Source organism: Sphingobium sp. B1D7B, from assembly GCF_025961965.1.
GTDB lineage: Bacteria > Pseudomonadota > Alphaproteobacteria > Sphingomonadales > Sphingomonadaceae > Sphingobium.
Genome location: NZ_JAOQOR010000001.1, coordinates 3,629,753 through 3,648,769 on the forward strand (window position 1 = coordinate 3,629,753; position 19,017 = coordinate 3,648,769).

The 19,017-nt window shown below is 64.7% G+C and carries 20 protein-coding genes; 3 read left to right on the plus strand and 17 right to left on the minus strand.

The annotated features are described in order from the left end of the window. The first annotated feature begins 88 nt into the window (after window positions 1-88). The 3 genes from clpA (at window position 89) to M2336_RS17030 (ending at window position 3,902) form a co-directional block, all read left to right on the plus strand. Window positions 89-2,419: an ATP-dependent Clp protease ATP-binding subunit ClpA gene (gene clpA, locus M2336_RS17020; RefSeq protein WP_181560356.1), complete on the plus strand. Its 2,331-nt coding sequence runs from the start codon at window positions 89-91 to the stop codon at window positions 2,417-2,419. Window positions 2,420-2,603: 184 nt separating this feature from the next. Then, entirely contained in the window at window positions 2,604-3,221 is a 618-nt protein-coding gene (locus M2336_RS17025; RefSeq protein ID WP_413715943.1) for a lipase family alpha/beta hydrolase, read from the plus strand. A gap of 51 nt (window positions 3,222-3,272) precedes the next feature. Continuing rightward, on the plus strand, window positions 3,273-3,902 hold the full coding sequence (locus M2336_RS17030) for a glutathione S-transferase family protein (RefSeq protein ID WP_264571053.1): 630 nt from the start codon (window positions 3,273-3,275) through the stop codon (window positions 3,900-3,902). Window positions 3,903-4,005: 103 nt separating this feature from the next. Here the strand turns inward: M2336_RS17030 and M2336_RS17035 are convergent, their stop codons facing one another. The 17 genes from M2336_RS17035 to M2336_RS17115 all read right to left on the minus strand — a co-directional run bounded on the left by M2336_RS17035 (window position 4,006) and on the right by M2336_RS17115 (window position 18,920). Continuing rightward, the gene (locus M2336_RS17035; RefSeq protein WP_264571054.1) at window positions 4,006-4,737 is read right to left on the minus strand and encodes a Bax inhibitor-1/YccA family protein; all 732 of its coding nucleotides are present in this window, start codon (window positions 4,735-4,737) and stop codon (window positions 4,006-4,008) included. 230 nt (window positions 4,738-4,967) lie between these two features. Then, on the minus strand, window positions 4,968-6,056 hold the full coding sequence (locus tag M2336_RS17040; RefSeq protein WP_264573383.1) for an OmpA family protein: 1,089 nt from the start codon (window positions 6,054-6,056) through the stop codon (window positions 4,968-4,970). Between the two features lie 194 nt (window positions 6,057-6,250). After that, complete coding sequence (locus tag M2336_RS17045; RefSeq protein WP_264573384.1) at window positions 6,251-6,748, minus strand: DUF2793 domain-containing protein; 498 nt, start codon at window positions 6,746-6,748, stop codon at window positions 6,251-6,253. A gap of 56 nt (window positions 6,749-6,804) precedes the next feature. Continuing rightward, a complete protein-coding gene (locus tag M2336_RS17050; protein WP_264573385.1) occupies window positions 6,805-9,021 on the minus strand; it encodes a phage tail protein in 2,217 nt (738 codons plus the stop codon). A gap of 3 nt (window positions 9,022-9,024) precedes the next feature. Continuing rightward, window positions 9,025-9,423 (minus strand): peptidoglycan endopeptidase, encoded by a 399-nt coding sequence (locus M2336_RS17055; protein ID WP_264573386.1) that lies wholly within the window; start codon window positions 9,421-9,423, stop codon window positions 9,025-9,027. 3 nt (window positions 9,424-9,426) lie between these two features. Beyond that, on the minus strand, window positions 9,427-10,242 hold the full coding sequence (locus tag M2336_RS17060; RefSeq protein ID WP_264573387.1) for a DUF2163 domain-containing protein: 816 nt from the start codon (window positions 10,240-10,242) through the stop codon (window positions 9,427-9,429). After that, complete coding sequence (locus M2336_RS17065; protein WP_264573388.1) at window positions 10,239-12,566, minus strand: DUF2460 domain-containing protein; 2,328 nt, start codon at window positions 12,564-12,566, stop codon at window positions 10,239-10,241. The genes M2336_RS17060 and M2336_RS17065 overlap by 4 nt, the downstream gene beginning before the upstream one ends. 158 nt (window positions 12,567-12,724) lie before the next feature. Continuing rightward, window positions 12,725-13,288 (minus strand): tail tape measure protein, encoded by a 564-nt coding sequence (locus M2336_RS17070; RefSeq protein WP_264593227.1) that lies wholly within the window; start codon window positions 13,286-13,288, stop codon window positions 12,725-12,727. After that, window positions 13,281-13,490 carry a phage tail assembly chaperone gene (locus M2336_RS17075; protein WP_264573389.1) on the minus strand — a complete coding sequence of 70 codons (210 nt, stop codon included), beginning with the start codon at window positions 13,488-13,490 and terminating at the stop codon, window positions 13,281-13,283. Before M2336_RS17075 ends, M2336_RS17070 begins: the two co-directional genes overlap by 8 nt. Next, window positions 13,487-13,807, minus strand: a complete 321-nt coding sequence (locus M2336_RS17080) for a gene transfer agent family protein (protein WP_264573390.1) — start codon at window positions 13,805-13,807, stop codon at window positions 13,487-13,489. Before M2336_RS17080 ends, M2336_RS17075 begins: the two co-directional genes overlap by 4 nt. After that, entirely contained in the window at window positions 13,804-14,211 is a 408-nt protein-coding gene (locus M2336_RS17085; protein WP_264573391.1) for a phage major tail protein, TP901-1 family, read from the minus strand. Before M2336_RS17085 ends, M2336_RS17080 begins: the two co-directional genes overlap by 4 nt. Window positions 14,212-14,272: 61 nt before the next feature. Then, the gene (locus tag M2336_RS17090) at window positions 14,273-14,656 is read right to left on the minus strand and encodes a DUF3168 domain-containing protein (protein ID WP_264573392.1); all 384 of its coding nucleotides are present in this window, start codon (window positions 14,654-14,656) and stop codon (window positions 14,273-14,275) included. Window positions 14,657-14,664: 8 nt separating this feature from the next. Beyond that, window positions 14,665-15,204 (minus strand): head-tail connector protein, encoded by a 540-nt coding sequence (locus tag M2336_RS17095; protein WP_264573393.1) that lies wholly within the window; start codon window positions 15,202-15,204, stop codon window positions 14,665-14,667. A gap of 95 nt (window positions 15,205-15,299) precedes the next feature. Then, window positions 15,300-16,451: a phage major capsid protein gene (locus M2336_RS17100; RefSeq protein ID WP_264573394.1), complete on the minus strand. Its 1,152-nt coding sequence runs from the start codon at window positions 16,449-16,451 to the stop codon at window positions 15,300-15,302. A 79-nt stretch (window positions 16,452-16,530) separates the two neighbouring features. After that, the gene (locus M2336_RS17105) at window positions 16,531-16,950 is read right to left on the minus strand and encodes an HK97 family phage prohead protease (RefSeq protein WP_264573395.1); all 420 of its coding nucleotides are present in this window, start codon (window positions 16,948-16,950) and stop codon (window positions 16,531-16,533) included. Beyond that, a complete protein-coding gene (locus M2336_RS17110) occupies window positions 16,947-18,092 on the minus strand; it encodes a phage portal protein (RefSeq protein ID WP_264574914.1) in 1,146 nt (381 codons plus the stop codon). The genes M2336_RS17105 and M2336_RS17110 overlap by 4 nt, the downstream gene beginning before the upstream one ends. 120 nt (window positions 18,093-18,212) lie before the next feature. After that, on the minus strand, window positions 18,213-18,920 hold the full coding sequence (locus M2336_RS17115; protein ID WP_264573396.1) for a helix-turn-helix transcriptional regulator: 708 nt from the start codon (window positions 18,918-18,920) through the stop codon (window positions 18,213-18,215). Between the last annotated feature and the right edge of the window lie 97 nt (window positions 18,921-19,017).

Genomic DNA, 19,017 nt, shown 5'->3' on the forward strand with positions numbered 1-19,017 from the left:
GATGACAGAGCGGCCCTTGAAGGCGGCTCGCGGCGTGCCGACATTGACCCTAACGCGACCCTCTCTCGGGCCGCAGGAGTAGAACGATATGCCCTCTTTCGCGTCCGCCCTCGAAACAACTCTGCACAATGCCCTGGCGCATGCCACGGAGCGCGCGCACGAATATGCGACGCTCGAGCATCTGCTGCTGGCGCTGATTGACGATGAACATGCCGCAAAGGTCATGCAGGCCTGTGGCGTGGATCTTGGTGAGCTTGGCGACACGGTCACCCATTATCTCGATACCGAACTGGAGAGCCTGAAGGTCTCCGGCGGCGTCGACCCCTCTCCGACCAGCGGGTTTCAGCGCGTCGTCCAGCGCGCGATCCTGCACGTCCAATCTTCTGGCAAGGAAGAAGTGACCGGTGCCAATGTGCTGGTGGCTTTGTTCTCCGAGCGGGAGAGCTATGCCGTCTATTTCCTGCAGCAGCAGGACATGAGCCGCCTCGACGCGGTTTCCTATCTCTCGCACGGCGTCGGTAAGGGCGCTGCCTCGCCGGAGCCGGCCAAGCCAGCCCAGGCCGAGGAAGAGAAGAAGCCGGAGGCCAAGAAGAAGGAAGGCGCGCTCGACCAGTTCACCGTCAATCTCAACGAGAAGGCGAAGGAAGGAAAGGTCGATCCGCTGATCGGCCGCGATTCCGAGGTGGATCGGACGATCCAGATCCTGTGCCGGCGTTCCAAGAACAACCCGCTCTATGTGGGTGATCCGGGCGTGGGCAAAACGGCCATTGCCGAGGGTCTGGCGCGCAAGATCGTCAATGGCGAAGTGCCAGACGTGCTCAAGGAAGCGGTGATCTACTCGCTCGACATGGGCGCACTGCTCGCCGGCACGCGCTATCGCGGCGACTTCGAGGAGCGGCTGAAGGCCGTCGTTACCGAACTGGAAAAAATGCCGCACGCGGTGCTGTTCATCGACGAGATCCACACGGTGATCGGCGCCGGCGCGACGTCAGGCGGAGCCATGGATGCCTCGAACCTCCTGAAGCCTGCGCTGTCGGGTGGCGCGATCCGCTGCATCGGCTCGACGACCTACAAGGAGTTCCGCAATCACTTCGAGAAGGACCGCGCGTTGCTGCGTCGCTTCCAGAAGATCGATGTGAACGAGCCAACGGTGGATGATACCGTCAAGATCCTCATGGGCCTGCGTTCGGCCTTCGAGGATCACCACTCGGTCAAATACACGCCCGATGCCATCAAGGCGGCGGTGGAGCTGTCAGCGCGGTATATCAATGATCGCAAGCTGCCGGACAAGGCGATCGACGTGATCGACGAAGTCGGCGCGATGCAGATGCTTGTGCCGCCCTCGCGTCGCAAGAAGATGATCACGCCCAAGGAGATCGAGGCTGTGATCGCCACGATGGCGCGCATCCCGCCCAAGACCGTGTCGAGCGACGACAAGAGCGTGCTGGAAACCCTCCAGACCGATCTCAAGCGTGTCGTCTTCGGGCAGGACAAGGCCATCGAGGTGCTCAGCTCCGCGATCAAGCTGTCGCGCGCCGGCCTACGCGATCCGGACAAGCCGATCGGCAACTATCTCTTCTCCGGCCCTACCGGCGTCGGCAAGACAGAGGTCGCCCGCCAGCTCGCCACGCTGCTCGGCATCCCGCTCCAGCGCTTCGACATGTCGGAATATATGGAGCGGCATTCGGTCAGCCGCCTGATCGGCGCGCCTCCGGGCTATGTCGGCTATGATCAGGGCGGCCTGCTTACCGATGCTATCGACCAGAACCCGCATTGCGTGCTGCTGCTGGACGAGATCGAAAAGGCCCATCCGGACCTGTTCAACATCCTGCTGCAGGTGATGGACAACGGGCGCCTGACCGATCACCACGGCAAGACCGTCGACTTCCGCAACGTGATCCTGATCATGACGACCAATGCCGGCGCGTCCGACATGGCGAAGGAATCGATCGGGTTCGGGGAATCGACGCGCGAAGATGTGCAGGAGGAAGCCGTGAAGAAGCTCTTCACGCCGGAATTCCGCAACCGCCTCGATGCCATCGTGCCCTTCGGCTATCTGCCGTCCGAGGTTGTCGCCCGCGTGGTCGACAAGTTCATCCTGCAACTCGAGCTTCAACTGGCCGATCGCGATGTCCACATCACGCTCGACGACGAAGCCCGCAACTGGCTCACCGCCCGCGGTTACGACAAGCTGTACGGTGCCCGTCCGATGGGTCGGCTCATGCAGGAGAAGATCAAGCAGCCCCTCGCCGAGGAACTGCTGTTCGGCAAGCTCGTGCACGGTGGCGAGGTTCATGTCCGCCTCAAGGACGACGCTCTCACCTTCGAGATCACGCCTGCAGCACCCAAGCGCAGCAAGGGGAGTGCTACGCGCAAGGCAAAGAGCGGCCCTTCCGAGGTCTCAGAGCCAAAGAGCTGAACGCCATCGACGGCACAGTTCATATAATCTCGACCGGCCCCGGGCAGTTGCTCGGGGCCGGCTTGTTTTCAGGATATCCGCATCACCATGAGAATGGCTGGGATCGCTCAGGCATGATCAGGCGTTGAAACCCACCGTGCAGCCAACTGTCGTCCTTATTCATGGCTTTGCTGGATTTGCGGTGATGAACCGGCCCCTCGCTGCCATGCTTCGCAGCACCGGCTATCAGCCCGTCGATCTGAGTTACGACAGTTGGCGGCTGGACCTCGATGGCATCTGCAAACTACTCGGCCCACGCTTGGAAGAAATCGATACAGCGGGCAGCCCGGATCAGCCTCTCCACATCGTCTGCCATTCCATGGGCGGACTGGTCGCCCGCGCGCTCATCAAAGCGCGGCGCCCGGCACGGCTGGGCCGGGTCGTCATGTTGGGAACCCCTAATGCTGGCAGCGAAATAGCCGACACATTGCACCGTTATGCTCTGCTGCGTCCGATCCTCGGCAGGGCCGCCCCGGCTCTGGTCACGCAGCGCCCCGCAGAGATCACTGCAATGCTGGGTGACATTGATTATCCGCTAGGCATCATCGCCGGCGACCGCCCGATGATGCGCTATGGCGCGTCACGCCTTCTGCCCGGGCCGAGCGACGGCAAGGTCAGCGTGGCCTCGACCAGATTGAAGAACGCGACGGACCACATCGTCCTCCCGCTCTCCCATATGCTGCTACCCTATCACCCGGCAGCTCATGCCCAGATAAAGCATTTTCTGAGCGAAGGACGCTTCGCTCGTGAGGCAGGGCTTTGACGAAACCCTAAATTTCGTTCATGATACGTTCCAGTCACTGGGGAGACGATCATGAGCCAAATTCAATTCTACACCAACCCGATGTCGCGTGGGCAAATTGTCCGCTGGATGCTGGAAGAAGTCGGCGTCCCGTACGAAACCCACCTGCTCGACTACCAGACCGAGATGAAAGGCCCGGCCTATCTGGCCATCAATCCGATGGGAAAGGTGCCCGCCGTGGTGTACGAAGGAGCGGTCGTCACAGAATGCGCCGCGATTTGCGCCTGGCTGGCGGATCGCTTTCCCGAAGCAGCGCTGGCCCCACCCCTGCCCGATCGTGCCGATTATTATCGCTGGATGTTCTTTGCGGCGGGACCGCTAGAGGCGGCTGTGACGAACCGTGCACTGGGTTTCGTCGCTGAGCCTGGTCGGGAAAGGACTTTGGGCTATGGCAGCTTCGAGCAGACAATCGACACCTTGGAAAGCGCGCTCCGGGGGAAGACGTTTATTTGCGGAGAGATGTTCACGGCAGCCGATGTTTATGTCGGATCGCATATCGTCTGGGGGCTGCAGTTCGGCACCATCCCTTCCCGGCCGATTTTCTCGGACTATGTCGCGCGCCTTGAGAGCCGACCCGCCTATGTGCGCGCGAAGGAAATCGACAATGCGCTTATCGCGCAGGCGCAGTCGGGCAAAGCTTAGTCCAGACTCAGTTCCGGTGCACTCACTCGGGCTGGCCTAATAAGAAAAAGGGCCGGGAGGATGTCTCCCAGCCCTTCTTGTACAAGAAAAGAACCCGGCGAGATCAGTCGCGATTGCCGAGGAACTGCAGCAGGAACGTAAACATGTTCACGAAGTCCAGATACAGGCTCAGCGCGCCCATGATGACGGCCTTGCCCATCATGTCGGACCCGGCAACCTGGAAATACAGGCTCTTAAGGCGCTGCGTATCATAGGCAGTCAGGCCGGCAAAGATCAGGACACCAAGGATGCTGATGACCAGCTGAAGCGCCGTCGACTGCACGAAGATATTGATGACCATGGCGACGAGAATACCGACCACGCCCATGATCAGGAACGTGCCGAAACCGGAGAGGTCCTTCTTAGTCGTATAGCCGTACAGGCTCAGGCCCACGAAAGCCGCTGCCGTGGCGAAAAATGTCTGCGCAATCGAGACACCCGTGAACACCAGGAAGATCGACGACATGGAGAGGCCCATGACGACTGCAAATGCCCAATACAGCGCTTGCGCGGTGCTCGTCTGCAGCTTGTTGATGCCGAAGCTCAGCACCATCACGAAGGCCATCGGGGCCAGCATGATTACCCACCGCAGCGGGGTCACCAGCACCTGAGCTGCGAAGCCGGAGCTTGCAAACAACAGCGCAACGATACCCGTGACCAGCACGCCGCTGGCCATGTAATTGTAGATCGAGAGCATGTAGGAGCGCAGGCCTGCGTCATAAGCAACCTCGCTCGCATGCGTGGAAGCACCACCGTAGCCCGTAGCGGACGACCGGGGATCTGGCCAATTCGCCATTTTATCATCTCCTCTTTCCGGCAACAGCGCCGGACTATCAGCGCACAATATCGGGCTATGCCCTTAGATTTCAAGTGAAACCGGTCCGCGAGGCTTATCATGCCTGCTGTATCGCCCGCTCTCGATGCGCGCCCATAGACGCAAGCTGACAGCCCAACGCTCTTTCACACAAAAAAAGGGGCCGGATAAGCCGGCCCCTTCCTTGTTCGTCCCGCCGAAGCGGAAAGTTCTTAGTTGCCCGAACCCGGACCGTAGGTGATTTCCACGCGACGGTTCTGGAGTTCACGCACACCGTCGGCCGTGTCGACACGCGGACGCGTCTCACCGAAGGCCTGCGTCGAGATGACGCCGTCGGAGATGCCGCGCGAGGTGAGGTAGCCACGGACCGAAGCGTTACGACGCTCGGAAAGGCCCATGTTGTAGCGCGGCGAGCCCGAACGGTCAGCGTGACCAGCGAGCATGACCTGCGCACTACCGCAGTTCGCATAAGCCGAAACCGCGTTGTCGAGGATCGAGGCAGCATCCGGCGTAACGTCGGCGCTATCCCACTCGAAGAACACGATGTACGGCCCCGGCTGGCACTGCGCGACCGGCGGAGGCGGCGGAGGCGGAGGCGGCGGGGGAGGCGGCGGCGGGGGCGGCGGGGGAGGCGGCGGCGGAGCCGGCTCTTCACCACCGAAGTTGAACACCAGGCCAGCCAGGATGCTGTGGCTGCGAACCTCAGTTTCCAGCGGCGTGCCAGCGGTGTTGATCAGGTCGATGTTGCTGTGGTTGAAGAAGCGATACTTCAGCGACAGATCGACATTGTTGCTCACCGGATAACGGACGCCAGCGATTGCCTGCCAGGCGAAGCCCGTGTCGGAATCGCGCGTGTCGGGCAGCGAGATCTTGGACCGCGCAACGCCGACGCCGCCGCCGACGAAGCCCTGCAGGCCATCATCGGGACCGAAGTCGAGCATACCGTTCAGCATGATGCTGTCCACGCGAGCCTGGCCGCCGGGCAGAGCCGTCGTCAGGTTCGAGTAGGTGGTGTTCTTGTTCATCGCCTTCTTGTGCGAATATTCGGCTTCCAGGCGGAACGCGCCGAAGTCGTAACCCACATAACCCGCGGCGTCGTAACCGACCTTGTGCGGGGTGTTGGCCGTGACGCCAGTGGTCGCTGCCACACCGGCAACGGTGCCGGCGTCATACGTGGTGTCAGAGTCCTCGACGATGATCGCGCCAACGTCGCCGCCCAGATACCAGGCGCCGTCCTTGGCGAGCGATGGTGATGCCATCGCGGTCGAAGCGAGCGCTATGGCGAGGCCAAGCTTCCGCATATCATTCCCCTTTCAGGTTGATCGTAAAATGCTGCTCGACGTTTTTAGGAGTGCGCCGCAAAGGTTTCAAGCGCACAATCGCATGATGTTGCCTAAATGCCGCATTGTGGTCAGCTAATGTTGGCCCTGCAGGAAATATTGCCTGTCGCGTCCGCATGTTGGGAACCGACAACGTCTTTGTGCTTTATGCGTGGTTACGATGCGATGAGACCGTGCGCCCTCAGGGTATCAAGCACTGAAATGATCGCCTCTCTCGCCTGCGAATCGACGGGCGCCCCCCCGGATGGATTCGCGATTGCAGGCCGCCTGCTGCCAATCACTTTCTCGCCATCAACATAGAAACCGTCAGTCCGCAGACCTTCTTCCCGCCAGTCGCCGGCCTGGAATCTCACGCCACTTTGCGTATCCCGCTTCCAGCAATGCAAGCCCTCGAACGGCGCGAGGAAGCGCCATCCAGCCGCAGTCCACGCAGCAATCATCCGCTCGCGCCCTGCCCATTCGCCTGTCGCCCCACTCCCGACGAGCCAGCATGCACCCAGATCGGGCGCGGCGGGAGGCGCTGACAGGCTCGCGCTTTCCACCACTCGCCCGATTGCGATGTCGATGAGCGACAAGGCCTCATTATGGGTAAGTTCCTTTTGCGCCTGCCCAGCAGAGAGCAGCGGCAAGCCAAATCGATCGGTTTGAGCCATAGATCGTCGTCCTTCTGATGTGGGAAGTCGCGCGCGCAGACGCGGATAAGACAGGGCTAGGGAATGACGAGCGCTCGCCCCGCTCCCCAGCTTCCCATCTGCCTCACTTCGATCTGCACGCCAGCCGAGGCCGCGGTCGCGAGATCGGCCGCAACGTCACTCGCCGCGTAGACGCAGGACGGGAGCGTCGTTTCCCATCGCCGCAATGTCACTCCGTCTGCGACGACACTGACCGCATAAGCCTCCCGCTCCTCCCCGAGGGGCGCATCCACGCCGTCGATCCATGCCGAGCCAAGCCGGCTTCTGCGAACCCAACTGATCTCAACATCACCACCGGCCAAAGTCGTGCGCCGCCCATGCACCGGCGAAAGGGGCATCAATGCATGGCCCTCGATCAAAAGCCTGTCCTGCGCGGGTGTACCATCACCGCTGCCGATCGCCCTCAGAGTCAGCGTCGTTCCAACCGCGCTTTGCTCGACCGAGATCGGCGCCAGCCGCTCGGGGTCGATCAGCACGAACCGTTCGCCCGCATCGTGCCCAGTCATGGCCCATTCGGTGCCCATGCGCCCGCGAACGAGCCGTGACAGACGATAATGCCCCGGCGCGATGACGTCCGCCTGACCAAATTGCAGCGGTTCCTTTCCAATCTGGCAGATGTTCGCGCCGCCGAGCAGAAGATCGTCCCCCACCCCGGTCAACACATCACCGGGATCGTCGAGAATGATCTCAATGCTGCTGGAAAGGTCGATCCGCCACGGCGCGCCCGGAGGCAGCGCGCCACCAGTGCGGCCCATCACGGCGCGCGGCGCTGTGCTGCCAATGGGCTCGGCAATCTCCAGCACCGGATCATAGCGAAAGAGGGCCGCGCGCCGCCACCCGGCATTTGTACCGCACGCCGCTGCCGCAAGGACGGGGCTCGTGGAAATCGTAGTCCCGTCACCCGGCAACTCCACAATCGTCAGACTGGTCGGCCCCTGGACGAGGTCAGGCTGACGGACCGGCTCCCCGGAGGCCCCTGCGCCTGCGATGGCCCGCGTGCCGCTCTCAAAAGCCTGCAAGCTGAGCCTGACGGCCATGTCATCCCATTCCGTCGTCTCGACGAGCCACTGCCCCGGCTCGCCCGCGACCGTCACAAGATCGCCCGGACCAAGGTCCAGCGCGCTCCAACCAGTGCCGATATTGACGCTTCGGCGCCGCCGGAGCGCATTGCGCAACTTCCGGTCGGCCAGGCGCCGGGCATCGTCCGCGCCCATCGCGGCCGGCAAGTCGATTTCCTCGCTGCGCATCCCCGGCCCCGCCCGCAACGCGGTCTGCAAGCCAAGCTGATAGTCGCGAGCCGGGTCGTGGTGACGGATCGCCAGCCGGGCAGCCACCGTCTCGATCGGTGTGCGGACATATTGAGGCTCGGCTTGCTTCTCGCCGTCTATGCTGCGCACGGCGGCTGCCCGATCGATGGCTTGGCCCGTCACCATCCCACTGTTCAACGCAAGCGCCCCCTCGCGCTCTGTCCATCGCACGTCGTGGAGTGAGACGATGTCGCGCATCGCTTCCTCCACTGTCCCTTCCGCCGCGAAGCCCAGCAGACGCGCTGGATCGCCGTCTCCGGCATGACTGACGGTGCGCCCGGCAAGGTCGGAGGCAATCGCCGGCAGGGCCACTGGTTCGGCATCAGCGATCACTTCGAACGTCAGCGAGGGAATCCGGTTGCCGAAGTCCGCCAGCTGCAGCCCTTCGAACGCGACGTAAGCACAGCCGCGATAAGCAGGACATTGCGTCACGCCCACTGCGGACGCAACCAGCGGGTCCACCATCTGGTCCGGCCCGCCCAGATACAGCCGAAATGCCGTGAGCGGCGATTTGAAATCCCCCACTGCACCACGAAGCAGATTGCCGTCCGCCCAGATGCGCCCGATGCCGAGAATAGGCCGTGAGGAAAGCGCAACAGCCAGGCTCGCGGAATAACTGTAAGTCGTGACGCTTGGGCTGCCCTTGCCTCCACCGCTGGTCGATTTGCTCTCCTGAAGGTCCGTGGCCCAGATCACCGTCCCCGCGACACGGATCGTTCCGTGGATGCGCGGGATCGCCGCGCCGTAACGAGATGTCTGGACCTGAAGGTCGCTCAGCCGGGGCCCCGTCCGCCCGCCGGGTCGAAAAATCAGCGCGTCGACAGACCGCCCGGCGAGCGCGCCGACCGCGCCGCCAACCGCCGCGCCCACAGCGCCGAACGTTCCGCCAAGGGCACTGCCCACGGCGGTGAGAACCAATGTCGCCATGCGCTACTCCTGAAATTGCCACGCACCCAGCACCGGCCAGGGCGACGGCCCCGGCATCAGCACTACCTTGCCCAGTCCGGCATGAGCATGGACATGACCGCCCCGCGTCACGATCATCAGATGCAACTGCATCGGACCGCTATCGACCAGCAGCACGGCGCCTTCGCCCAGCTCCGGCGCCGGCGAGAGGCCGCATGCCGCGAGGTTCTGCACTGCCCTCGCCTGCCCCATCCCCCTCAGCTTATAGGTCGGGAGCGTGGGAACGCGGACTCCGGCCCGCCGCGCCGCCAGCGCAACCAAGCCCACACAGTCCACCCCCGTCTCTACGCTGCGCCCGTGCAGCCGAAAGCGCACACCGACCAAGGCCAAGCCCTCGGCCGCCATTCGTTCGCCCACGTCCATCACTCAGCTCCCCGGATAGCGCGTCAGCAGGTCCATGCCGGGCAGATGCGGCTCCCCGCGGAAATTGACAGCATTGCCGAACCGCCCCGCACAGGTCGCAAGGCGCTTGTCGCACCCCTGCGTCAACAGCGCGCGCGTGCCTGCTGCCACCGGAAACACCGGCGGTTCTGCCAAGAAAACGCCCCCCGCCTCCTGATCGACAATGGTCTGCAGGAGGCCGCAATTGGGCCCCTCCAGCCAGCGCAACGAGCCGAAGGGATACACCCCAGCCAGCAGGCCACCGCACGCAACGCGGTCATCCGCCACGGCACCAACCGCGACGATCTGCTGATGCCGTCGCAAATCGATCCGGCAATCCGCATCCCCCAGCGTCGCCCGGCAGGTGGCGCTGGTCACCGGCGCGACCGGTCGCTCAAGCGCCGAAGCAAGCGTGGACCGCAGGCTCACCGAATAAGCGCCGCCGCGCCGCTCGATGCTTCCCAGTTCGCCGCGCGCAAGTTCCAGCCAGAGCACCCCGGGTTCGGTCCATTCGGTGAGATGCAGGAGCAGTGTCGCGCCGTCCCAGCGCCCGGCATCGAGATCGACCTCGCTGATGGCCGCGCTGCTAATGGCGCCCTGCAAGTCCGTCAGGTCCGGGTCGCTGCCACCCTGCACGATGGCGCTCGGCGTGATCCCGGGTGCTGCCGCATAATGCAGGCCATGCGCCCGCAGGCCCCGATCATGGCTAGTCAGGCCGATGGTCACGCCATCCCGCCGCTCCAGTCGCCAGCAGAAAGCAAGCGCGCAGAGCGGCTTGCTCAGGATCGCTGCAGTGCTCACTCGCGCACCTCCAAGAGCGGGACGGACGGGACAATCGCCGCCGCAAACGTCTCTCGGTCGATGTCCAGCCGGTCTTCGGCGAAGCGCACGGGCACGTCGAAGACAAAGCCCGCCGTCACCACCGCGCCCTCGGACGGCGGGTCATCGAACGCGACCTCCCCCATACCTGGATGAGACCAGCCGGCAAACCGCTCCACCCCGTCCACCGCAACCCTGATGCTCCCTGCCATGGGCCGCGTGATCCGTCGTTGCTGGGGATCATCCACCCCGTAATTCTTGCGCAACTGGAAGCTCGTCGTCACGCCATCGCCCGTTCCGATCCACTGATCGAACGGCCCCGGCGCGACGCCGAACGGGCCGGACGTATGGTCGAACGGATCACGAAACCGAAACCCTCGCGCTGCACCGCGTCGAGCCCGAAAAAAGGCGATGAGCGTCGCGATATCCGCCTCGGATCGCACGCCCGGTCCCGCATCGAACTGCAGCCGCGCGTCGGCCCATTGCGTGCTGCGCTGCTCATGGCCGGACACGCTCTCCACGATCCGTGTCGAGAAAGCCGGTGCCACCTGCGCGCGATTGCCAATGTCGAGCGGAAAGGCGAGGTCGTCGAAATGCTGCACGTCCGCATCTCCTGAAAGCTGGAAATAGGTAAAGCCGTCCCGCGCGACCTGGGGTAGCGCCCAGATAAAGGTAGCGGCATGGCCGCGCGCCCGCGCACCATCTGCCGCTGTGGCAATGCGGTCCCAACCGGTCTGCATTGACTCATCGGTGGAGCCAGCCGGCAAAAATCCGGCGAAATAGTGCTGCGCGTCTGGCGGATAGCCCAGGCGCGCGTCCATCGCGGCGCGCCCTGCGGCTGAGCGGGCGGTTCGCCCCTCGGTCACCCAGTCATAATCTTCGATCTGCAACCGGTCGAAAGCCGGCGCGGCCCAGCCTGTCGGAACGTTCGCGCGTTTGAGCTCCGGCGCCTCAGGGTCCAGCACGCTCGGCAGATAGACAAGCAGAAGAAGCTCGGCGCCCGGCGTCTCCGCGCGCACGGCATCCGCCACGCCCGCCGTCGAAGCGGCCAGCAGAGCGCCAGCCGCATCCAGCAAAGCGATCTGCCCGCTGTCGAGCGTATCGCGAACCGTCGGAATTTCCACGGCGGCACTCCCGAACGCAGCGCGGGCAGCATCGTCATACAGGCAGGGTCGCCCATCCGACATCACCCACCACCAGGGCTCACCGATCTGGAAACGCACCGCTAGCCCGGCATCCCGCGCGATGCCCGCAAAGGCCCGCGCCACCGAACGCAAATAGTCGTTAGCCGCAGCATTGGCTGGCGAAAGCAGGGCGGAGGGCGGCGTCCACCCTGTCAGCGCGGGCGCTCCGTCCCACGCCCGCTGCTTCCACTCAGATGGGCAATAGGCATCGAACAACTCATAAGCGAGCGACAGGATCAGCCCAAACCCCAGCGCCTTGCAGCGCGCAGCGAAGTCCTCGTGCCAGCGCCGGCATGGCGTCGCCAGCGCACCGCCCGCCAGCGTCACGCGAAAATCGCTGCCATCAGGGGCGAGCCGCATATAGTGGCTCATCCCGACATAATGATTGATCGCGCCGCGATAGCCCAGCGCCAGCACCTGCCGCAGCAAGCGCTCAGGCGTCTGATTGTACGCATCATCATAGCCGCTGGCGATCGACAGCCCATGCTCCGGCAGCATCGGATCGCCCATGGCGATGATCGATCCTGCCCCCTCGCAAACCATCTCGCTGACCTCCACCCAGCCTTCGCGGGCGTCAGGAAAGGTCGTCTCTCCCTCGTCATAATCGGTCTGGACGATGGAGATGAACAGGCGGTCAATATCCCGCGCATCCACCGGGTCCGCATCGGCCGGCAAGGCAAAGCCACCGACCAACGCGCCGAAGTCGAGGGTGACGACCGCGTCCTCCGGACTGCCTTCCGCATAGTTCCAGAGCCGCACATACCAGGCCCGCGCATTGCCGGCCGCGTCCCGCCCCTCAAGCGTCAACGTCGGGCCCTGAATGGCATCGAGCGGCTTGACCCCAGCACTCCGCCAGCGGAACCGCAAGGTGCAGCCACGATAATCCCGTCGCGTCTCATAACGGAGCAGCGGATGGTCCCGTACATCAGCCGATTCCCAGATCAGCCCGGCAAGGTCGCCCGAGCCATGGAACACCGCATCGACGCGCAATCCATCATCCCCGACCGTCACGACGGAGGCCGTCATCGGCCGGGGGAAATTGACGGTCCAGAAAGGTGGCGAGAAGCGCTTGACGACGCTGCTCTCCTGATTGCGCCTCTCGGTCGCCAGCCAGTAGGCCATAAGGATTGTCCTCTGCCAATATTGAGCGCAGCCACTGGGACGGGCGTTCCCCCGGCACCCGTTTGTATCGAGCCCTTCGACCGCCCGCAGGCGGGCGCTCAGGGTAAACTTCAGCCTCTCGGCTCAAGTCGAGACACAGTCATGGACGCGAAAAACGCCTAATCCCCGAGCGCCCCACGCACCGCCCGCGCCACCTGACGCGCACTGCGCGCCAGCGCGCGCGGCGCGTCCTGCCCGCTGCCATTGACGGTGATCGAGACGCGCACGTCTCGTCCGCCCTGGCCACCGACGCCGGACACAATCTGGCCGCTGTTCGTCGGGACGAACACTTCCGGCCCGCGCTCGCCAACGAGATAGGCCCGCCCCGGCGCCACCGGGCCGCCCGTTGCCCGGCCGGGCAACCCAAGCGCACCGGTGAGGAGGCTCGTTCCCAACCCCAAAAGCCCGGAAGAGCCTCCGCCGCCGAGGATCGCCTCCAAGCCGTTACGAACCGCCGAACGGGCGATCTGGTCCATGACGGACAGCGCGATCTTGCCGAGATCTTCAAAGCCGATCCGCCCCGTCCGCACAGCACGCAGCAGCCCCGCCTCGATGGTGCGGCTCGCTCGTTCCGCGCCTGCGCTCAGTAAATCCAGCTCGTCCCGCAGACCGCTGGCATCTTCGCGCAAGCGGGCCATGTCGCTGCCCATCGGCGCGAACAGGCTTTGCATATCCTCATCCATCGGGATGCCTTTCCATCATCTTGGCCAGTCCAGATCGGTCGAACGGCGCGACCTGGGGGCCGCCCAGATCGCGCAACACCGCCAAGGCGTCGGCCAGCTCGGCCGGTGTGGCCCGCCAGAACTCGTCGGGGCGCCAGCCGAGCAACAGCCCGGCCTGCCCGGCCAGGGTGCGCGCGACCTCCGCAAAGCAGGCCGACGTCATGCCCCGCCAGCCACGACCTGCCGCATGATTGCCCGAAGCGCCGGCAAGGCCACGCCCACCCCTTGCGCGATCAGCGCGTCGCCCAGATCGGCTCGGGCCATCGCCTCGGGTCGATCCGCAAGGCAGTGCCACAACAGAGCTTCCATCTCGGCGAGGCCGAGCCGCCCGTCCGCCGCGCGCTCGACCAGCGCAAGCAACGGCCCGGTCTCGCGCTCGGCAGCGACCAACGCCGCAAAGCTCGGGCGCACCGTCAGGCCGTGCTCGCCGACCATCAGCGCGGCTTCCCCGCGCGCCTCATTCGCGACCGCCCCGCTCATAGTGCGCTCACGGCGCCTGAGCTTTCCAGCGCGAGCGTATAGGTGCGCTCGCCATTATAGTCGCCGGCATAGTCCAGCCGCGTGACCAGAAACCGCCCACGCAGCTTCTCGCCACTCTCGAAGCTCAGTTCATAATCGTCGATGGCACCGGCCAGCGCATGATTGCGCAGCCGGGTTTCCGCCGCCGATCCGGTAAAGATGCCGGAGCCTGACACACTCACGGAGCGCACCCCCGCGCCCGGCAGAAGGTCGCGCCAGCCGCCGGAATCCTTGGAGGTGACATTCACCGCCTCACCATTGACGGAAAGCTGCGTAGCGCGCAGCCCCGCCACCGTCGCATAGCTCACCGGCGAACTTCCGTTGCCGATCTTGAGCAGAAACGCGCTGCCCTTCTCCACTGCCATCGCCTTGATCCTTTCTGTATCCGCATCCCCGCTCGCACCGAGCGAAGGCGAGATGCGGGCTTCAATTCAGCCGCGCCGCCCGCACGGCATAGTCGGCGCTCGCTCGCCACTCGGTGCGGCTGCGCAGGATGCGTGATCTCTCGAACCGCAAGCTGGTGATCCGCCAGTCGCCCAGATCGCCATCGACCCCCGCGAGCACGGCATCCACGCGCGCAAGCACGGCGGTCACCCGCGCCAGATCATCGCCACGAACGACCAGCTGGATGGGCAAGCGGAGCGCCAGACCCGTCACATCCCGCGCGCCCCAGCCGGTCGACACCGTCTCGCCGACCAGAAGCCAGGGCGGGCTTGCCTTGATCGGCTCGCCATTGCTCACGAGGTTGACCAGCGCCATCAGGTCCGCATCGTTGCGGAGCGCGGCGATCACCGCCCCCCTCACTGCCATCTCGCCGCTCATGCGAGGTGCACCTGACGCCAGGGTCGCAACAGGGCGACGACCGATGCCGGCAGGTCTCCCTCCAGCCCGTCGCGTCGCGCATACCACTCGCCCGCCAGCCGAACGACGGCGTGCTGAAGCGCATCGGGCACATTGTCCGTGGCAAGGGCAAGCCCGGCACGATAGGTCACGCGAACCCGCCCGGCCGATCCCGGATTGAGGATGCGCACCCACCCCGCCCCCTGCCCATCGATATCGATGGCATAGGCCGTAACCGGCAGGACGAACGCCGCGCCATCCGCCGGCAGTCCTTCAATGCTGCTGATCGCGCTGACCGGCGCCATCGTCAGCCGACCCCATGCGCCGCTGGCGCCGCGCACTTCGGTCACAGCTCTCTCGATCAGCATCTGGCCGAGATATTGCTCGGCCGCCTCGCTCGCCGCGCACAGCAGATCGGTGAGCGCAGCATCATCGTCGCTAAGGCTGATGCCCAGATACTGCTTCAGGTCTTCGAGCGGCACCGCGAGCGGCCCGCCCTTCTCGATTGTCACGGTCATGATCGCAGCCATCCTTCAAGCATGAGAAAAAGGCGCCATGCCGGCGGGGAGAGACCGGCATGGCGCCCCTCATTGGTTCGCCGATCAGGGCCTCGTTAGGAGGCGGCGAACTTCATGAGCTTGATGGCCTCGCTGTTGGCGACCGCGCCGCCGATCCGCTTCACTGCGTAGAAGTGGACGAACGGCTTGTTGGTGAAGGGATCGCGCAGGATGCTCGTCTCGCTGCGCTCGGCGATCACATAGCCATTGGCGAAGTTGCCGAAGGCGATGGAAAGGCTGTTGGCGGCGATGTCGGGCATGTCCTCGGCCTCGATCACCGGATACCCAAGCAGCGTCGCAGGCTGGCCCGCGATCATGCTCGGCTGCCACAGGAACGCGCCGTCACTGGTCTTGAACTTGCGGATCGTCGCCAGCGTCGCGGCATTCATCACGAATACCGCACCCTGCCGATAGGGCGCCCGTAGCGACTGGACGAGGTCGATCAGCCGATCCTGCGGATTGCTGGCACTAAAGCCGCCCGCTGCGCCCGATGCGACATATTGCAGCGACCCGAACGGGCGGACGCTGTCCGCCTGATTGGTGGTGGCATAGGTCAGGAAGCCCTTGGGCTTGCTCGTCCCGTCGCCATTGACGAATGCCGCGCCTTCGGCTCGTCCAAACTCGCGGGCGATTTCCTCGGCGAGCCAGCTTTCCACATCGAACTGGGCATCGTCCAGCATCGCCTGGCTGGCCGACGGATTGGCGTAAAGGTCGCCGGAGGGCGGCGCGATTTCCTGGAAGGTGGGGGTCGCCGTCTCGGGCCGCGCTGCCGTCTCGGCCGCCCAGCCGGATACGACACCGCCGGTCGTCACAAGCTTGCGGTATCCCGCCGACCCCGTACGCACCACATTGGCCACCGCGCGGATCGGGGAAATCGACTTGAGCGCCGCGTCGATCATCTGGTCGATCTCGCGCGGCACCGCATAGCCACCGCTGCCGCCGCTCGCGCCCGAGAAGCTCTTCAGCTCCACGCCGGCCTCGATGCCGCGCCGCAGATAGCGGTCGGTAAAGGCCGCGCGCGCCGGGTCGACATCGCTGCCCTTGGCGCCATCCAGCGGCGGCCGACCGGCCAGCGCCATCGCCCGCTCGGCCTGCTTGCGCAGCGCTTCGTCAAAGGCGTCCATCCGGGCTTCCATGCCCGTCAGCCGGTCTGCCTGCAGGATCGCGTCGAAGCTCTCCTCAAGGCTTTTGGTTTCCACGTCCTGCATTGCGTCATTCTCCTGCGGTCAAAAACAAAAAAGGGGCCGCAGTCGGCCCCTCGAACATCCAGAAAATCGGCGCGCGCTGTCAGCCAGCCTCCACCGCGTGAACCCGCGCCAGCGGCTGCATCGGGTGAGTCACCAGGCTCACCTCGACCAGATCGAGTGCATCGAGCCGGCGGGGCTGATGACCCTGCGCCGACACCACGCGATAGCCGAAGGACAATCCCTCAATCCGGCGATCGCGCAGCAGCGCCTTCGCCTGTTCCGCTGTCGGCCCGGCCGCACTAATCGTGCCGATCACCCGCAACCCGCGTGCATCCTCCGCGACATGATCGATCCGCCCGATCACCGCGCCCGCGCGATGCTGCCAGAGCAGCGGCAGCGCTGTCGCCGCACGGCGCGAGAGGCTGGCCGAGAAGGCGCCCGGCGCGATGACATCGCCGCCCTGATCAATCTTGTCGAAGATCGCCGCATAACCTGCGAACCGCACGGTCCCGGCGCTCATGCGCGCGTGGCGTCCAGCCCCAGCATCGCGCGCTTTTCCTCAGTCGAAAGGAAATCTGCCCTCTCGATCCGGTCCCACAGCAGCATCCTGTCCTCGGCGAGCGCGGGCAAGCGGTTGAGATCGACCTCCAGCACCAGTTCGGGCCAGAAGTCGCGCAGCCCCTGCCCGAGCGCGCCAAGCAGTTTGGCCAGCAGCGGCAGGACGCTTTGCCGCCACAGCGCCTTATTGGCCTCCCGATAATTCGAGTAGGTGCTGTCCCCCGGCATCCCAATCAGCACGGGAGGCACACCGAAGGCGAGCGCGATGTCCCGCGCCGCCGCTGCCTTTAGCGCCACGAAATCCATGTCGTGCGGGGAAAGGCTCATCGACTGCCAGTTCAGCCCGCCCTCCAGCAGCATCGGCCGCCCCGCATTGTCCGCACCCTGAAATGCGCCTTCCAGTTCGGCCTTCAACCGGGCGAACTGCTCGGGCGCGAGCACGCTGCCATCGCCCGGCGCATAAATGAGGGCGCCGGATGGCCGCGCCGCATTGTCGAGAAGCGCCTTGTTCCACTGCGTCGCCGCATTGTGGATCGCCACCGCACCCGCTGCAGCGCCCAGGCAGCCTAGCCCATAATGATCGTCTGCGGGGTTGATCGCTTTGACGTGGATGACCGCGGTCCGCCCCGCCGCATCCTCGCTGGCATAGCGCATCTCGCTATCGCCCGCCCGGTAACGATAGCCCACAGGCCAACCGGCACGATCCTGCTCGATTGTCACCCGTTCGGGGCGCAGGGCATAGAGGGTCGCGGGCAGACCATCGGCGCCATGGCCAATCTGTGCGTAACCATTGCCATGCAGCAGCACATGCGCGGCGAGCATCTCGATGAGACTTTGCCCCGCCACGCGCCGCTGCACGAGCGCCAGAGCCGCTTGCGCATCCCCCTCCTTGGCAGCCAACGCGTGCAACGCCGCGCTTCCCGCCGCCTCTGCCACCAGCCGCACCGCACGCTGCGCCACCGGGTTGGCAATCACTGCCGCCTTGAGCTGCACCTCATAACTTTGCGGCCAGTCGCCCGCTCCTGCCCAGCCAAGCCCCAGCCAGGCGCGCGCCAGCGGCGGCCGCGCCGGTGTCGACGCGGCTTTTCGTCCAAACCATTTCACCTGATCGTCTCCTCGCTTGCGCACGAAAAAGCCGCCAGCGTCGGGGCTGGCGGCTGCAAGATTCACTTATCGGTCGCCACGGTCGATGCGCGGCAACGCCCCCGATCGCGCAGGAATGGATCAGGCCGCGATCAAGCCCGACCCCACACCTTTGACGGCGGCAGACGTCCGGTCAGACACCTCCAGTTTCTCGTAAATCCGCCGCATATAGGTATCGACCGTTCCCGGCGATATCTGGAGGATGTCGGCAATCACCGTGTTGCTCTTGCCGCGCGCCACCCAATGCAGGATCTCCTTTTCCCGCGCAGAGAGTTGCCGTTCCCGCCCCGTTTCCTCCGCAAAAAGGCCGCAGATCCGCAAATGCGCCGCTTGCGCCGCAAAATGCAACTGGGTCATCCGCTCTTCGCTCAGGTCCGCACCCCGCGCGATTCTCCCAAGGCCAACAACACCATTGCGATTACCGGGCCCATAGCAGGGCAAGGAGAAGCCATCGGTGAAATCAATTTGCCGCATGGCCTCCAGAAACTGGCGCTCCTCTACCGTGAGTTCGGTATTCCCCCATACCTCATGCCACCGGATGGGTACGCCTGCTGCAAGCGCCGCGCGCGGCACGATATCCAGCCGCTGGAAATCGAACGAGCAATAGAGCGCCACCTCCTTCTTGGAGAAGCCATGTTGCAGCGGCAGGGTCGCCGGCATGTTGGTGCCGATTTTCACCCAATAATAGCTGACCGCGCCGAAACCGTTGCGCGCATAATAACGCGTCATCCCGCGCCACAGCAGCGGGAGGCTGGATGCCTCGGCAATCTTCTCCAAAATGTCGTTCACCCGTGGAAGCTCCTGGGGACAGCTTCATGGGACGATCATGCTGTGCCTGCTTGCAACCAATAGCAAGCACTTCCGTATCGTTCCCGAAACGGGGTGA

Coding starts and splice junctions, on each gene's coding strand:
- clpA (WP_181560356.1), top strand. CDS start 89: ATGCCCTCTTTCGCGTCCGCCCTCGAAACAACTCTGCACAATGCCCTG.
- M2336_RS17025 (WP_413715943.1), top strand. CDS start 2,604: ATGAACCGGCCCCTCGCTGCCATGCTTCGCAGCACCGGCTATCAGCCC.
- M2336_RS17030 (WP_264571053.1), top strand. CDS start 3,273: ATGAGCCAAATTCAATTCTACACCAACCCGATGTCGCGTGGGCAAATT.
- M2336_RS17035 (WP_264571054.1), bottom strand. CDS start 4,737: ATGGCGAATTGGCCAGATCCCCGGTCGTCCGCTACGGGCTACGGTGGT.
- M2336_RS17040 (WP_264573383.1), bottom strand. CDS start 6,056: ATGCGGAAGCTTGGCCTCGCCATAGCGCTCGCTTCGACCGCGATGGCA.
- M2336_RS17045 (WP_264573384.1), bottom strand. CDS start 6,748: ATGGCTCAAACCGATCGATTTGGCTTGCCGCTGCTCTCTGCTGGGCAG.
- M2336_RS17050 (WP_264573385.1), bottom strand. CDS start 9,021: ATGGCGACATTGGTTCTCACCGCCGTGGGCAGTGCCCTTGGCGGAACG.
- M2336_RS17055 (WP_264573386.1), bottom strand. CDS start 9,423: ATGGACGTGGGCGAACGAATGGCGGCCGAGGGCTTGGCCTTGGTCGGT.
- M2336_RS17065 (WP_264573388.1), bottom strand. CDS start 12,566: ATGGCCTACTGGCTGGCGACCGAGAGGCGCAATCAGGAGAGCAGCGTC.
- M2336_RS17070 (WP_264593227.1), bottom strand. CDS start 13,288: ATGGATGAGGATATGCAAAGCCTGTTCGCGCCGATGGGCAGCGACATG.
- M2336_RS17075 (WP_264573389.1), bottom strand. CDS start 13,490: ATGACGTCGGCCTGCTTTGCGGAGGTCGCGCGCACCCTGGCCGGGCAG.
- M2336_RS17080 (WP_264573390.1), bottom strand. CDS start 13,807: ATGAGCGGGGCGGTCGCGAATGAGGCGCGCGGGGAAGCCGCGCTGATG.
- M2336_RS17085 (WP_264573391.1), bottom strand. CDS start 14,211: ATGGCAGTGGAGAAGGGCAGCGCGTTTCTGCTCAAGATCGGCAACGGA.
- M2336_RS17090 (WP_264573392.1), bottom strand. CDS start 14,656: ATGGCAGTGAGGGGGGCGGTGATCGCCGCGCTCCGCAACGATGCGGAC.
- M2336_RS17095 (WP_264573393.1), bottom strand. CDS start 15,204: ATGACCGTGACAATCGAGAAGGGCGGGCCGCTCGCGGTGCCGCTCGAA.
- M2336_RS17100 (WP_264573394.1), bottom strand. CDS start 16,451: ATGCAGGACGTGGAAACCAAAAGCCTTGAGGAGAGCTTCGACGCGATC.
- M2336_RS17105 (WP_264573395.1), bottom strand. CDS start 16,950: ATGAGCGCCGGGACCGTGCGGTTCGCAGGTTATGCGGCGATCTTCGAC.